Origin of the sequence: Moorena producens PAL-8-15-08-1 (genome assembly GCF_001767235.1) — a bacterium.
GTDB classification, from domain to species: domain Bacteria; phylum Cyanobacteriota; class Cyanobacteriia; order Cyanobacteriales; family Coleofasciculaceae; genus Moorena; species Moorena producens_A.
Genome location: NZ_CP017599.1, coordinates 4,473,836 through 4,488,777 on the forward strand (window position 1 = coordinate 4,473,836; position 14,942 = coordinate 4,488,777).

Consider the following 14,942-nt stretch of genomic DNA (forward strand, 5'->3'; position numbering starts at 1 on the left):
CACGTTTTATACTTAACAGGTTCCATCAGTCTGATGGGAAAAGGCATTGGTGTCTAATCAGTCCTCTATAGTTAACTCATCCCACGTACCTTAGTCGTGGGATGGGTCAGTGATTAATGATTAGTCTTTTACAAAAGACTAATCACTGGCGACGCTTTCTATATCACCCTGTTGAAGGAGTGGGCTTTCTAACCGCCTTCTGTAAACCACAACCATCACCACAACGGTGGGAGGTTAATTTATGGAACTGCATCTACCAAGATTTTTCAAAGCGTGTAACCCAGCTAAAACCTTAGATATGGGGAATCCAGAAGACCATCCATACTATATCGATTTTTCCGCTGTCAGGGGAGGAAAGATTATCGAAGCTTTAGGACGAACCATTACCCGTCTGTCACCAGATGAACCTACCTGTCAATTGTTTACTGGTCATATTGGCTGTGGTAAGTCTACTGAGTTGTTAAGACTTAAAGCCGACTTGGAGAAACAGCAATTTCATGTTGTTTATTTTGAGTCCTCTCAAGACCTAGACATGGTAGATGTTGATGTCAGTGACATTTTACTCAGCATCGCTAGGTCAGTCTGTGAAAGCCTAGAAGCGATCAGCATACAGCTCAAACCCAGTTACTTTAGTAAATTATTTAATGAAATCAAAGACTTTTTGCAAACTCCTATTGAGTTTTCAACAGAAGCCGAATTTTCGGTAGGCATTGCCAAGGTTACAGCCAGAAGTAAAGACAGTCCTCAACAACGCCAACTGCTACGACAGCACCTAGAACCCCGCACCCAAAGCATTTTGAATGCCATCAACGAAGAAATTTTACAATCAGCGATTGAGCAGCTGAAGTTGCTTGGCAAAAAGGGTTTGGTGGTGATTATTGATAATCTTGACCGAGTTGATAATCGCTCGATGGCTTCAGGTCGCTCCCAGCCAGAATATCTCTTTATCGACCGTGGTACTCAGTTAAGGCGTTTGAACTGCCATGTGGTTTACACTCTACCCTTATCCTTAATGTTCTCCAACGAGTACGAAACTCTCAAAAATCGAGTCGGTGGTGGTGTAGCTCCAAAAATTTTGCCCATGGTGCCGATACAGTTACGGGATGGTAGTGACTATCCAGAAGGTATGGCACTGCTGCGACAGCTATTGCTAGCCCGAGCTTTTCCAATGGTTGATCCTCAACAGCGGCTAACCCTGATTCCACTAGTATTTGATAGCCCAGAAACCCTCGACCGGATGTGTCGCATTAGTGGAGGTCATGTCCGTAACTTGTTAGGGTTGCTCTATAACTGTTTGCAACAGGAAGACCCGCCCTTTTCCAGGAGTTGTTTAGAGCGTGTGATTAAGGGATACCGAGATGATTTGACTCTGGCTGTTGAAGAGGAAGAGTGGAAGTTGCTATCTCAAGTCGTGCAACAGCAGTCCGTCAAGGGGGAACAAGAATATCAAACCCTATTGCGCAGTATGTTTGTCTATGAATACCAAGATGAACAAGGGCGCTGGTTTGGGATCAACCCAGCGTTAGCAGAAACAGACAAGTTTCGGTCTCTAGCTCTGTGACAAGGTTAAAATCCCTTGGCTTCCAAAGGTGTGACCCGTGGCGAATTTAATAATTAGATGCGGAAAGCGCACCTATGGAATTTATTAGTTTGGTGACATACTCCCACACTCACCTTGTCAGGTTGAGTGTGGGCTTCTTACCAACACCAGCCATCGCTATCGGGCTTTGCCCGACGCGGGGCGCGTTCGGTTACTCGGTAAGCTTTATTAACGATACGGTCAGAAGTTACCGCAAGAAGAGTGGAGCCTTTATGGTTAGTCGGCTATGCATAAAAGAGGTGTAGAGACGAAACCTTAGTGTAGTGGAGCCTTTATAGGTGACTGGCTATGAGGATGCATGGTTAAAACTATTGTATTAAGGCTCCACTACACTTACGGTAACTTCAAGACCCGTGGCGAATTTAATAATTAGATGCGGAAAGCGCACCTTTGGTTAAAACTTTATGATTAAGGCTCCACTCTTCTAAGGTTTCGTCTCCGGGATGCCCCTCCGCACCGGAACAATTAAAAAAGTTCTTTTTTTTACTTAGCAGGTGGCGGTTAGCTCTTAATTTGTTTTCCCTACTATTTTTAGTATAACGTTTTTCAGGCTGTTTATCAGAGTTCCAGCTCCGCGATTCATCCCGGAGATGAAATGAAACCTTAAAAGAGCGATCCAGCGCGGTCTTGGGGAGCCAGTGCGGTCTTGGGGGTCTCCCCGGAGACGAAACCTTAGATAGTGGAGCCTTTATAGTTAGCAGGTTATGCAGAAAAGGGTTCAATATTTGTTAATAAGGCTCCACTATCTTACGGTAACTTCAAACCATGAGCAACTGGCGTGGTTTCCCCCACTCGCGCTTTGCATGGCTGACAGGGTCGCCTTACTACAAAAAGATTTAACCCTTAACTCACAGACTGCCAACTATAAAAGGCTCCACTGTTTTTGCGGGAACTTCTGACCACACTCATGCTGCGCATGTTCTTTGTGGGGCATAAGAGCGGAGGAAGCTAAGAACGCTTTTGGATATCATATTGTAACCTTACCTGTCAATCACCCTTCTCTTTTTGAGGGAGAACTTTCTCTAAAAGCTTGGTATGACATTGGCTTAGCCTTCAGGTTCACCCCCGTCAGGTAAGGTAAATCCCCTCATGTAGAACCTAGCACTTACCATCTACTACTTGGTTCAAAGGGACAAATTTTGTCCCTCATTGAGTTAAAAACTGATCTAGTCAGGATTTCCGCCGCCTCTAAAGGTAGAGTGACGGCGGAAGTCCTGATAGTTTAACTGTGTTACCTGTTTTCCTCTAGGAACTTATAGTTCCACCCCACTATAAAAAATGAAAAATTCCGGGAAATCACTGATATCAAGGCTATGGACTTGAGGATCAATAAGTGAATTTATCATTGCTATTAATAATTTTAATTAAATATATTTATAAACTAAGTAGTAGTAATTACTGAACTATTTATCAAGGGACTTATGAGAGACATTTTTCTTGAGTAAGACCTAATTATACTTATTGTTTTTTATCAGTGAAACCCCGTACTTACCGATAAGTTCTGATAGTCATTTTACTATCTAGGGGTGAAATCACCCTAGTAATAGGGAATTTCTGTACCAGTAGGGGTCAAAAGGTTAGTGACATGAAGCAGCAAAATCCCCCAGAAACACTAGCCCCATACAGTGCTCGCTCTCTATTAAGCCTATCCCGGGCAATAATGTTCTCCCAAGGAGAATTTGCACTGATTTTGGTGCGATGCAACTACGAGTTATTTAGGAAGGAAATATGGCAGTACGTCCGAGAAATTACGGAGCTCACTATAGGTGAGCTAGTTCTTAACAAGTCTAGTCAAACTCTATTTAGTAATATCTTTACTACCCAACAGTATGGGACAACATCTGCCCTAATGGTATCGGGTCTAGAGTCAGTTGATGCCATCAACCAGGTACTACTTTCGGCTAACCAGGTGCGAGATGAATTGCCCAAATGCTTAACCTGTCCTTTAGTGGTATGGGTAACTGACCAGGGACTTCAACAGTTGATCAGGCTTGCTCCTTATTTTAAAAATTGGGCTACTACCTCGATTCGGTTTGAACTTACCATTGACCAATTACTCGCTTTATGTTATAGAACGGCAGATCAAATCTTTGGCAATATTTTCGCTAGAGACTTGGGAGAGTTTTTGCCCAACAAGGTGCTTTCTTTGGCTCCCGATTGCCCCCGACGCCAAGAATTTGAGTCGGCATTACAGGATTTGCAATCTCATGATATCAGCGTAGATTCTGTCCTACTAGCTACCAAGCATTTTATTCTAGGGCGAGATGCCTTTGAAAATGACCAGATTAATCTGGCGTTGGAGCATTATCAGCAGAGTCTAAATTTTTGGCAGCAGGATATAGGAGAATGGGGCGGCTGCTTGGGCAGTGAGGCTCCCCATTCAGAGCAACACTATTATAAAAACCTTAAACCGGTAAAAGCATGTACAACTATCCAAGGTAAAGCTTCTAGGAAGAGAAAAGAGGGCACAAGGGACACAGCTACATGTTTTGATCAACGTCTCGGACAAACTAAACACTCAATACCCCCCTTATGTGATCCCCCCCTCACCCATTCAGGTTTAGAACGGCTTGGTTTAGTGTTCCATCACATCGGCTTGTGCTATTGCCGTCAAGCCCAGTTACAAGGCTCGATCGGTTCTCATCAGTGGGAGCAAGCCCAGAAAAGCTTCTGTACTGCCATTGAGGTGTTTACTAAAACAGGACGCTTGGACTTGGTGGCTCAGTTGACCATAAAATTGGGAGAAGTCCTACAACACCTGGAACATTGGACAGACTTAGAAAATTTAGCGCTAGCGTTTATAGCACAGCCTCACACTCAAGATAATCCAGTTCAGCTCTCTCGAGCCTATGGCTTTTTGGCAACAGTTGCCTATCAGCAATCGAATTGGAACCATGCTATAGACTTAGCCCTCACAGCTGTGCGCACTCTGGAGACATCTCAGGGGAGTCTCAACCCTCAAAACCTTTGCCATCGAGCTTCCTATCTCCTGCTAGCTGCTAGATCTGTGCGCCAGCTGGGCAAGCCAAAATCTGCGATTAATTATCTTGAACAAGCCATAAACCTCAAAACTATAGAGCCCAACCCTCTACAGCAGCAGCCTCAACTGTTCATGGAGCTGTTGGAGGAATTGCGTACGCTCTACTTTGAGCAAAAAGCATACCAACGAGGGTTTGAACTTAAGCAACAAAAACGCTTGATAGAACAACAGTTTAGGTTTTCTACCTTTGCTGGTATGGCTCCCTTAAAGAGTGTCGGGCCAAGTCGAGAAACTGAGGCAACGATTACCAAGAAAGGTTATTGTCCATCAGCCCTAGAAATTGCAGCCGCTGGACGTCAAACCGATGTCAACGGCCTGCTCGAACGCATTAGCCGCAATGACCACAAACTAACCGTGATTCACGGGACTTCTGGGGTTGGGAAGAGTTCCCTGATTAATGCTGGTTTAGTTCCTGCACTTAGCTCCAGAATTATTGGTGCTAGACAAACCTTGACTGTGGTACAAACCGTTTACAGGAATTGGCTCGGTGAGCTGGAAAAACGTCTAGACCTTGAATTAGCAAGTACAGTTGCCTTCAAGTTTAAAGATGCCAACCTTTCACCTTCAACCGTTCAACCTACCCGAAGGGAACCCCTACGGCGAACAATCTACCCGAAGGGAACCCCTACGGCGAACAACTTACCCGACTCTAACAGCTGCGTTGAACAAGCTTTAACCCTTAAACCAATTCTCGATAAGTTGTATCGATGTTCCCAGCACAACTTATTAACCGTCCTGATTTTTGACCAGTTTGAAGAATTTTTTTTCCTTGCCACCGACTTAGAGCAACGGCATCAGTTTTATGATTTTTTAGCCCAGGCCCTCAATCTCCCCTTTGTAAAAATAATCTTGTCTATGCGAGAAGATTATCTACATTACTTGTTGGAGTTTGAGCGCTCTAAGGATCTCAGTGTCATTAACAACAATATCCTGGATCAGAAGCTGCGTTATCACTTAGGGGATCTGTCTCCGGAGGATGCCAAAAATGTTATTCACTCCTTAACAGCAGTATCTCAGTTTAAGTTAGAATCTGCTCTAATCGAAGCACTGGTAAAGGATTTAGTCACTAATACCGGAGTGGTAAGCTTAATTGAGTTACAAGTCGTGGGTGCTCAGCTACAAGCGGAAAAAATTACTACCCTTGAAGGATACCGAGCTTTGGGAGATGACCCCAAGACAGTTCTAGTAGAGCGATCGCTTTCCCAAATTATCTATGATTGTGGGCCAGAGAATGAAGATGCCGTCTGGGAAGTTTTATTCTCCTTAACCAATCAACGAGGTACTCGTCCGTTGAAAACTCAAGCTGAGTTAGTACTCTCCAATTGGGACAACTCCACACTAACTCAAATCCCCTTGATTTTGGAAATTTTGGTCGGTTCCGGTTTAGTCTTCCGAGTGCCAGAAACACCACAAAACCGATATCAGCTAATTCATGATTATCTAGTTCTACCAATTCGTCAAAAATATAAGCAACGTACCCAGTCTAATATTAGAGTAAGGCTAAAACAAAGTGAGAGTCAACTGTTGCGGGTTCGTAAACAACGATTGCGTGCTATTGCCATTAGCACAGTGATGGCAGTTTTAGCAGTGACCAATGGTGGCTTGAGATGGCGAGCGGAAGCTCAACGAATCAATGCTATGCTTAGTGCCCTGAGTGCCTCTTCAGAAGCTCTTTTCGTGTCTAATAAAACCTTTGATGCTTTGCTCGAAGGGTTAAGAGCGGCAAAAAAACTACAGCAGGAAGAGCAGCAATATCTACCATCTCGAACAGTAGATGCAGATACCCGTCTACAAGTAATTACAGCTCTTTCCCAGGCAGTGTATTCCGTTTCCGAACACAATCGACTGGAAGGACATAGTGATATTGTTTCCAGCATCAGTTTTTCCCCAGATGGTCAGTTGATTGCCTCCACCAGCCGCGATAAAACGGTCAAACTGTGGCATCCTGATGGCAAATTAATCCAAACCCTAGAAGGTCATCAAGATAGTGTAACGAGCGTATCCTTTAGTCCAGATAGTCAGTTAATTGCCTCTAGTAGCTGGGATGGCACAGTCAGACTATGGCGTCAAACTGGCCAGCTAGTCAGAACAATTACCACTAATGCTGGTCATATATACAGTGTCAGTTTTAGTGGAGATGGCCAGATGATTGCTGCGGCTGGCAAAGATAAGAAAATTCGATTATGGACTGTTGATGGCAAATTAATTAAAACCTTTTCCGGTCACCGGGGTGTAGTGCGGTCGGTAAGCTTTAGTGGAGATGGCAAGATTATTGCTTCTGCTAGTGCTGATAACACCATTAAGTTGTGGAGTCAAACGGGAAAATTGCTAAATACTCTTAGAGGACATAGCGCTCAGGTTAACTGTGTCGTATTTAGTCCAGATAGTCAGTTAATTGCCTCTGCTAGCGATGATCAAACCGTAAGGTTGTGGAGTGCCAATGGCAAGCTAATCAAAACCTTTCCCAAGCATCAGCGATGGGTTAATGGTGTTGCTTTCAGTGCTGATGGTCAGCTGATTGCCTCTGGCAGTGATGATAATACAGTGCGGCTATGGAACCGTGAAGGCACTTTAATAAACACGTTTAAGGGACACAGCGATGGGGTTAGTGCTGTCAGTTTCCGTCCTACTGAGCCCTTTAGTTCTCAAGACAACCTAGCCCACAGCAATTATCATATCCCTGTACAACCATCCAACCCTCAAACTGACCAACTGATTCTGGCTTCAGCCAGCCACGATAAAACTATCAAGCTCTGGAGTAGTATTAATCAGTCTCACGTGATTTTAAGAGGGCATCAGGATGATGTACAGGATGTCACCTTTTCTCCAGACTCTCAACAGATTGCGACAGCTAGTAATGACAGAACTGTTAAGCTTTGGGATCGCAACGGTAAGCTGCTCCAAACCTTAACAGGGCATCATGATATGGTCTATAGTATTAGTTTCAGTCCTGATGGTGAGCTAATTGCCTCCGGTAGTCGAGATGGCACCGTAAAGCTCTGGCATCGTAGCGGTACCTTAATTAAGACAATAAAGGGACATCAGGACTGGGTATTGAATGTTAGTTTTAGTCCTGACTCGGAGCGCCTCGCGTCTGCCAGTCGGGACAGGACAGTCAAAATTTGGGATCGCACTGGTAAATTGATTCATACCCTCACTGGTCATAGTGAGCGGGTTAATGCAGTTAAGTTTAGCCAGGATAGTCAGCGATTGGCATCGGCCAGTGATGATAAAACTGTAAAACTGTGGAGTGCTGATGGGAAACTTCTGAAAACACTACCAGGTCATCGCAATTGGGTTTTGGATGTCAGCTTCTCACCCGAAAACAAGTTCTTGGCGACCGCTAGTTATGATAATACAGTGAAACTCTGGCACAAAGATGGTACTTTACAATCAACCCTCAAAGGCCATACTGATAGTGTGGCCAAAGTCCGTTTTAGCCCCAAGGGCAAAATTTTGGCAACCAGCAGCTGGGACAACCAGGTTCAGCTATGGCGCTTCGACGACACCTTGATCAAAACCTTGAAAGCTGGTGAGCATCGCGTCACAAATCTTAGCTGGAGCCATGATGGAACAGGCTTGGCAGTCGCTAGTGAAGATGGTACAGTGGCAATTTGGAATTTGAATTTAGACGATCTGCTAGATAAAAGCTGCCACTGGCTAAGAAATTATCTCCAAAACAACCCGGAAGTCAGAGAAAGCGATCGCCAACTTTGTCAGCTGATCACAAACAGCCATATCAAATAGAATCATTAGTAGGTCTTTTGCGGTAATGTTAGACTGGGAAATGGTGAATGGGTAATCATTGAACAAATAACGATGAAAACCAATGACCACAATAATTTTCCGGAGGGGAAGTTGGGTGGGAGGAAAATTAATAATATGGGACTGATACCCCCAGCTTCCTTATCCTTAGTAAGGATAGTTTATTTATTGAAATCCTAGCTAGATAGGATTATGGTGGTGTGGTGTGGTGGTATGATGGCGTGATTAGCTAATGAGGTTAGTATGGATAAATAAGATCCTCATGACCCTAATCAACAACACAGATCACCCCTAAAAGGCTATAGCCATAGGGGTATCTTAAAAGGGTTAGACTACCCAAAATTGAACAAGGGGGTGTCAGTCTCAGATTGATTTGCATAGGAGCTGTCTGACATCCCCGTTCGTTAGATTTAGCTTAGCTCCTTTGCATTAGTTTCCCGACCTTAAGCGAAAGGATTATGGTAATTACAAAACGTGGCCTGGTTCTTGGTGCGACAGCAGTAGTCCTAACAACTGTAGCAGTTACAGGAGCTGGTCTTCATCTATCTCAAAGTCAGGCTTTCTTTCGCGAGAGTCCTAAGGAGCTAGTTGATGAAGTTTGGCAAATTATTAACCGCAGGTATGTAGATGCTACCTTCAACCAGGTTGATTGGGAAGAAGTTCGCCAAGATTATCTGAATCGGTCTTACAGTAGCAAGGAACAAGCCTACAAGGCAATCCGGGAAATGCTAGAGCCCTTGGACGATCCTTACACCCGGTTTATGGATCCCGAAGAGTTCAAGAATATGCAGATTGATACATCTGGGGAATTAACTGGTGTAGGTATTCAGATTGCCCTGGATGAAGAAACAAAAAAGTTGATGGTGATTTCCCCCATTGAGGATACCCCAGCTTTTAAAGCGGGAATTCTGGCGAAGGATATCATTATCAAAATTGATGGCAAGAGTACCGAAGGTATGGATGTCAACGATGCAGTACAACTGATCCGAGGCAAGCCAGGGACTTCCGTGACTTTAACCATTCAGCGAGGCCAAAAGGTAGTAGACTATCCCATCACACGAGCTAGGATTGAAATCCACCCTGTCAAGTATAGCTATCGCGAAACTTCAGATGGTTATGGCATTGGCTACATTCGCCTTTCTCAATTTAGTGCTAACGCGGCAAAGGAGATGGGGGAAGCAATCCGAAAGTTAGAAGAACAGAAGGTTAGTGGCTATGTTTTAGATCTCCGCTCTAACCCTGGGGGGCTACTTTATGCCAGCATTGAAATTGCTCGGATGTGGTTTGATTCCGGTACGATTGTGTCAACAGTTAACCGAATCGGCAAATCCGAATACCAGAAAGCAATTAATCGCTCTCTGACTGATAAACCATTAGTAGTACTGGTCGATGGTGGTTCAGCCAGTGCTAGCGAAATTCTTTCGGGTGCTTTACAAGACAATCAACGTGCCATCTTGGTAGGAACTCAGACTTTTGGTAAGGGCTTAGTCCAATCCGTCCGAGGGCTTGGAGATGGCTCAGGTCTGGCAGTAACCATTGCTAAGTATCTTACCCCTAGTGGTCGCGATATTAATAAGTCCGGAATTGAACCAGATATTGTGTTTGAGCTTTCCGATGAACAGCGTAAGGACTTGCAGAAAAATCGTGACAAAGTTGGCACCTTGGATGATGCTCAGTATGCTAAAGCGTTTGATATTTTGGTTCAGGAAATTGCTGCCAAACAAGACTCAAGGGCAGAAAGGAAAGCTCGTTAAGCCTTAAACCTTTCACTGATTGAGAGTGGGTCGAATGTGGCAAGAGATGGGAGATTTTATGTTAGCAATTCTCCCAACTATTTCTAATTGATAATTGTTAATTGGTAACGAGTAATTGGTAACGAGTAATTGGTAATTGCCAAACGCAATATGGTTATAAGTTTAAATGTAATTAAGTTAAGATATCTTACTGATATGAGGTTAACCTTCCCCTTTCCCTTTCAAGCAAAGTATGATGTTCTAAGTCCATGTAGTAGTGATAGACTTGGTAAGTGATCGGGCTTTCCAAGTAGTGTATTCCCAGAAAAATTTTTGCTATTCCGGACTTAGTATACATTGAGTCAGCATTTTTTTGATGGAGCGGTCTTGTTGATAATTGAGACCGTTTTTTTTGTACCACAAGTCAGAATAATTACCAACTTATTATAATCCTAGCCCGGTTACCCGTCACATAAATCTCCTTTAAATTTCCTTAGTGACGAAAAAGTAGAGACGTAGCATGCTAAATCTCTACTGGTCTGAAACTTTACTGAATCTTTATCAAAAGCTAACTGATTTCGTATTAGTCTCTGTAAGTAACGTGAGTTAGGAACAATGCCTAATTCCAGAAATAAATAGGAGGTTAAGCAGATTCATCTCATTTAACCTCCTAGTATTTTTTGATATCAAAAATCTACCACTTAATTAACCAGCATATGACTACTTCAACGTCGATGAAAGAAAAATCAGTCGCTTTCATTCGAGCAGCAGTTGTTGTTTTAGGAACCTCAGTTGCTTTACAAGCCACTGCTTTAGAACCGGTGAGTGCAGCGACTTTTTCTGTAGGAAATAGCACTGGTGGTTTATTTGTAGGCGACTTTTTCCCACCAGGAGAAATCATAGATTTGTCATTTCCGGGTCAAAGTTTTACGCCCAATGTACCAGGTGATGGGGGGAGTGGCACAGCTCCCACATCCGGTTCGGTTTTGTTAAACTCATTTACCCTAGGCACTCAAAATTCGGGTATTGCCTATGTCTTTGACTCGCGATTCACAGGTATTCCTGCTGATTTATCCAGTCAAACCGTAGGAGTAAATGGTTTCTTGGGGAGTAGTACCTCAGTCAGTAACGGTACATATAAATTTGCTGAAAATGGGCTCACACTGGCTGATGTATCAGCAGAATACTTTGTTTATATAGACACCCGAGTAAACTTTGAGTTGGCCCAAGGAAACCCCTATACTGGTGGGACTGGGTTTGCTGCTGAAGACCCGATTAATCGTGCTCCAACCTACATACTGGGGAGCGAAGCAGGGTTGGATGACCCCGATTTAGTGTTTTCTGCTAATTTGACCACTGTCCCAGAACCTGTCTCAGGGCTAGGATTATTGGCATTAGGTGCTTTAGGTACTGGTTTAACCCTTAAGAAAAAGCTAGTTTAGCTTACCTGACAATCTAATTAGCAACCATAAATAGTGATACAAACCCCACTTGTTTCTGTTGTGGGGTTTGTTGTAATCATTCAGCCCTCAGCTAATGCGCTACGCGCACGCTACTTGAGGTGCTATCACCAATTTGAGCCTACTGATCAAAGAGGCTAGACTATCAATGAACCAACGATCAGCAGTAGTCCAGGTGAATACAACTGCTGGAGTTTGCGGAGCACTTGGGAAGAGCGATCGCTATTGCCAAAAATCTGTGCCACCTAATCAGAGCCAGGGCTTTTAAACTGAATAAATATAACTAACTAATAATAGTTAGTTTATGAATAAGTTATATTTCTATAGTAAGCCTCCATACAAATGACCCCTAAAAACTGATAAAAAATTTACGAATACTTCACGCTAAAGCTGGTATTATCTATAGTCAGTCGTGTCACTAAATAGGGATAATAGAAGTAAAGTTGTCGAAGACGTACAACTGTTAACAAAAAAGCTAACCAAGAGAGGCGTGAGCAATGGCAACTACGACCATTTCCCAACGTGACCTTTCAGCTCTCAGTGCAGAGGACGTTGCCAAGTTGGCTGCACGTCTAGAGCTGGATGATTACTCTGGCGCATTTGAAGGACTCAAAGATTGGCATCTACTGCGGGCACTGGCGTTTCAGCGTCCAGAGTTAGCACAACCCTATCTCTACTTACTGGACATGGAAGCTTACGACGAGGCGTGAATAAGGGTAGAAAAGTTTTAATTGGTGTATGTGGGGGCATCGCTGCTTATAAAGTTTGTGAGGTGGTTTCTACCCTATTTAAGGCGGTTGCTGAAGTAAGGGTAATTCTAACCCAGGGAGCTGAAAAATTTATCACTCCTTTGACTCTAAGTACCCTCTCTCGCCATCCAGCTTATACAGACAACGTATTCTGGCAAGCAAAGCACGAACGCCCGGTGCATATTGAATTAGGGGAATGGGCAGAAGTATTGGTGATTGCTCCTCTGACGGCTAATACCCTAGGTAAGTTGGCTTATGGTTTAGCAGATAACTTACTAACCAATACGGTTCTAGCCTCTAGTTGCCCTATTTTGTTGGCACCAGCTATGAATACAGATATGTGGAAGCAGCAGTCAGTGCAACGAAATTGGCAACAGCTGTTAAGTGACCCCAGGTATCATAGTGTTGGTCCAACAGCAGGACGGTTAGCATGCGATCGCATTGGTGCAGGACGGATGGCAGAACCAGAGGAGATCATCGCCTCTATCCAATCCCTGCTCTACACTGGTGGCAAACGAGACTTAACCGGTAAACAAGTCTTAATCAGTACTGGTGGCACTCGGGAATATATAGATCCAGTACGCTTTATTGGGAATCCCTCCACAGGCAAGATGGGACTAGCCCTAGCCCAAGCTGCCAGAAATCGGGGAGCAGTTGTTACCCTAGTTCATGGACCTGCTACTTGGGAAGCACCGATGGGCATCCGGACAATTCCAGTAGTCAGTGCTACTGAGATGCATCGGGCGATGCTAGCCAATTTTCCCAATGCTGATTTGATTGTGATGGCAGCAGCGGTAGCCGATGTAACCCCCGGAATCTACCAGGAGATGAAGATACCGAAGCATGGACTTCCTGCTGCTCTACCTTTAAAACCAGTGCCAGATATCCTAGCTGAATTGGGACGACTGAAACAGCCCCATCAGTACTTAGTTGGATTTGCAGCACAGACTGGAGATATTATCAAGCCTGCGTTACAAAAATTAAACAAGAAGCGATTGGATGCAATTGTAGCTAACCCAGTTGACAAACCAAATGCTGGTTTTGGCAGTGATACCAACCAGGCAATTTTGATTGATAACACAGGACGCCATCAACAGATTAATCGCTGCACTAAATTAGACTTAGCTCACCGTTTATTTGATTTTATCCAAAATCCTCCGGAAGGTAATAGTAATGTAAAGTATCAAATAATTACTAGATAAATAGGCTGTTTATAAGTTCTTGAAATTAACCGTAAACCAACTAATTAGCTCAAGGTTTCCACTAACTTAGCTACTCGTTCTTTAATTTCATCTCGGACACGTCGAAAGGTCTCTAGTGGTTGCCCATCAGGATCATCGAGCTGCCAATCTTCAAACACATCTCGTAATACCCAGGCTTCTGGTAAATTAACACCACAGCCACACAAGGAAATTACAGCATCATAGTCTTCAGCCTTGAAATCGTCTAAAGGATTAGAGGTCTGGTCAGTAATATCTATATTAATTTCATCCATGACTTGAATTGCTGTAGGATGAACTCGGCTTGCTTCTAGTCCAGAACTAGTAACAGAAATCTTTCCTTCTCCTAAGGTTCTAGCAAACCCCTCTGCCATTTGAGAACGGCAGGAATTTCTTTTACAAACAAACATGATTTGTTTCATAGTGATTTGTTACTTGTTACTTGTTACTTGTTACTTGTTACTTGTGAGTTTTAATATAAAATTTTGTACATTTAAACTGTATATTATTGAAATTAAATAAAAAAAATATAATCCACTATTCTTTTGCCTTTTGCCTTTTGCCTTTTGCCTTTTGCCTTTTGCCTTTTGCCTTTTGCCATTGCTAAAACCCATTTTAAATGCGTTTTAGCTTAGCTATGCTTTTACTGAATATCCCGAAATCCATGGGAAAGTTGCCGATAAGCAATCACGGCTAATTGCGCTCCTACAATTGGGGCAACCCAATAAATCCATTGATGTTGCCAAATCCCAGCTACTAGGGCTGGCCCTAATGAACGGGCTGGATTCATGCTGGCACCGGTAATTGGTCCGAAGCAAGCTGCTTCTAATGCTACGGTTAAGCCAATAGCCAAACCAGCAAAGCCAATGGGAGCACGGCGGTCAAGACCAGAGCCTAAGATCACAAACATTAAGATAAAGGTGAGTACTACTTCCAGCACTAAGGATTGAAACCAGTTCCCTTGTAGAGGCAGAGTTGCGCCAAGATCAGCAACATAACCAAGTGTCAACAACAGTAATGTTGAAGCAGCGATCGCACCAATGCATTGAGCCAGGATATAAGGTAACACCTTGCGAGCGGGAAAAAAACCACTAGCCCAGAAAGCAAGAGTCACAGCTGGGTTAATATGGGCATCGCTAATATGTCCTGTGGCATAGATTAAAGCAGCGACCACTGCTCCAAACACAAAACTGACGCCCAGATGAGTTAAGGCTCCACTAGTGATGTGATTAACCATGACAGCACCAGTGCCAACAAAAACTAAGATAAATGTAGCCATGCCTTCAGTTACTGCCTCTCGCCAGCAATGGGATATTAAGGGCCAGAGAGTTTGTTTGGGTATCAGTTTGCGGATTCTCATTTAACGGTGATCTAA

At 43.6% G+C, this 14,942-nt stretch carries 8 protein-coding genes; 6 read left to right on the plus strand and 2 right to left on the minus strand.

What is annotated here, in order from left to right; all coding sequences use genetic code 11:
• The first annotated feature begins 241 nt into the window (after positions 1-241).
• The 6 genes from BJP34_RS16600 to coaBC all read left to right on the plus strand — a co-directional run bounded on the left by BJP34_RS16600 (position 242) and on the right by coaBC (position 13,549).
• Positions 242-1,561, plus strand: coding sequence for a P-loop NTPase fold protein (locus BJP34_RS16600; RefSeq protein ID WP_070393296.1), 1,320 nt, complete (start codon positions 242-244; stop codon positions 1,559-1,561).
• 1,624 nt (positions 1,562-3,185) lie between these two features.
• A complete protein-coding gene (locus BJP34_RS16605; protein WP_070393297.1) occupies positions 3,186-8,387 on the plus strand; it encodes a hypothetical protein in 5,202 nt (1,733 codons plus the stop codon).
• A gap of 476 nt (positions 8,388-8,863) precedes the next feature.
• Positions 8,864-10,159: a carboxyl-terminal processing protease CtpC gene (gene ctpC / locus BJP34_RS16610; RefSeq protein ID WP_070393298.1), complete on the plus strand. Its 1,296-nt coding sequence runs from the start codon at positions 8,864-8,866 to the stop codon at positions 10,157-10,159.
• Between the two features lie 713 nt (positions 10,160-10,872).
• Entirely contained in the window at positions 10,873-11,580 is a 708-nt protein-coding gene (locus BJP34_RS16615) for a hypothetical protein (RefSeq protein WP_070393299.1), read from the plus strand.
• 515 nt (positions 11,581-12,095) lie between these two features.
• Positions 12,096-12,308 (plus strand): DUF2555 domain-containing protein, encoded by a 213-nt coding sequence (locus tag BJP34_RS16620; RefSeq protein ID WP_070393300.1) that lies wholly within the window; start codon positions 12,096-12,098, stop codon positions 12,306-12,308.
• Positions 12,305-13,549 carry a bifunctional phosphopantothenoylcysteine decarboxylase/phosphopantothenate--cysteine ligase CoaBC gene (gene coaBC / locus BJP34_RS16625; RefSeq protein WP_070393301.1) on the plus strand — a complete coding sequence of 415 codons (1,245 nt, stop codon included), beginning with the start codon at positions 12,305-12,307 and terminating at the stop codon, positions 13,547-13,549. The genes BJP34_RS16620 and coaBC overlap by 4 nt, the downstream gene beginning before the upstream one ends.
• Positions 13,550-13,593: 44 nt before the next feature.
• Here coaBC and arsC read toward each other — a convergent pair whose 3' ends face one another.
• Both arsC and BJP34_RS16635 read right to left on the minus strand, forming a co-directional pair.
• Complete coding sequence (arsC, locus tag BJP34_RS16630) at positions 13,594-13,989, minus strand: arsenate reductase, glutathione/glutaredoxin type (protein WP_070393302.1); 396 nt, start codon at positions 13,987-13,989, stop codon at positions 13,594-13,596.
• A 221-nt stretch (positions 13,990-14,210) separates the two neighbouring features.
• Positions 14,211-14,927, minus strand: a complete 717-nt coding sequence (locus BJP34_RS16635; protein WP_070393303.1) for an MIP/aquaporin family protein — start codon at positions 14,925-14,927, stop codon at positions 14,211-14,213.
• Positions 14,928-14,942: the final 15 nt, after the last annotated feature.

What these genes read in the sequence shown, in the direction of transcription:
- BJP34_RS16615 (WP_070393299.1), top strand. Translation starts at nt 10,873, where the DNA reads ATGAAAGAAAAATCAGTCGCTTTCATTCGAGCAGCAGTTGTTGTTTTA.
- ctpC (WP_070393298.1), top strand. Translation starts at nt 8,864, where the DNA reads ATGGTAATTACAAAACGTGGCCTGGTTCTTGGTGCGACAGCAGTAGTC.
- BJP34_RS16605 (WP_070393297.1), top strand. Translation starts at nt 3,186, where the DNA reads ATGAAGCAGCAAAATCCCCCAGAAACACTAGCCCCATACAGTGCTCGC.
- BJP34_RS16600 (WP_070393296.1), top strand. Translation starts at nt 242, where the DNA reads ATGGAACTGCATCTACCAAGATTTTTCAAAGCGTGTAACCCAGCTAAA.
- BJP34_RS16620 (WP_070393300.1), top strand. Translation starts at nt 12,096, where the DNA reads ATGGCAACTACGACCATTTCCCAACGTGACCTTTCAGCTCTCAGTGCA.
- arsC (WP_070393302.1), bottom strand. Translation starts at nt 13,989, where the DNA reads ATGAAACAAATCATGTTTGTTTGTAAAAGAAATTCCTGCCGTTCTCAA.
- BJP34_RS16635 (WP_070393303.1), bottom strand. Translation starts at nt 14,927, where the DNA reads ATGAGAATCCGCAAACTGATACCCAAACAAACTCTCTGGCCCTTAATA.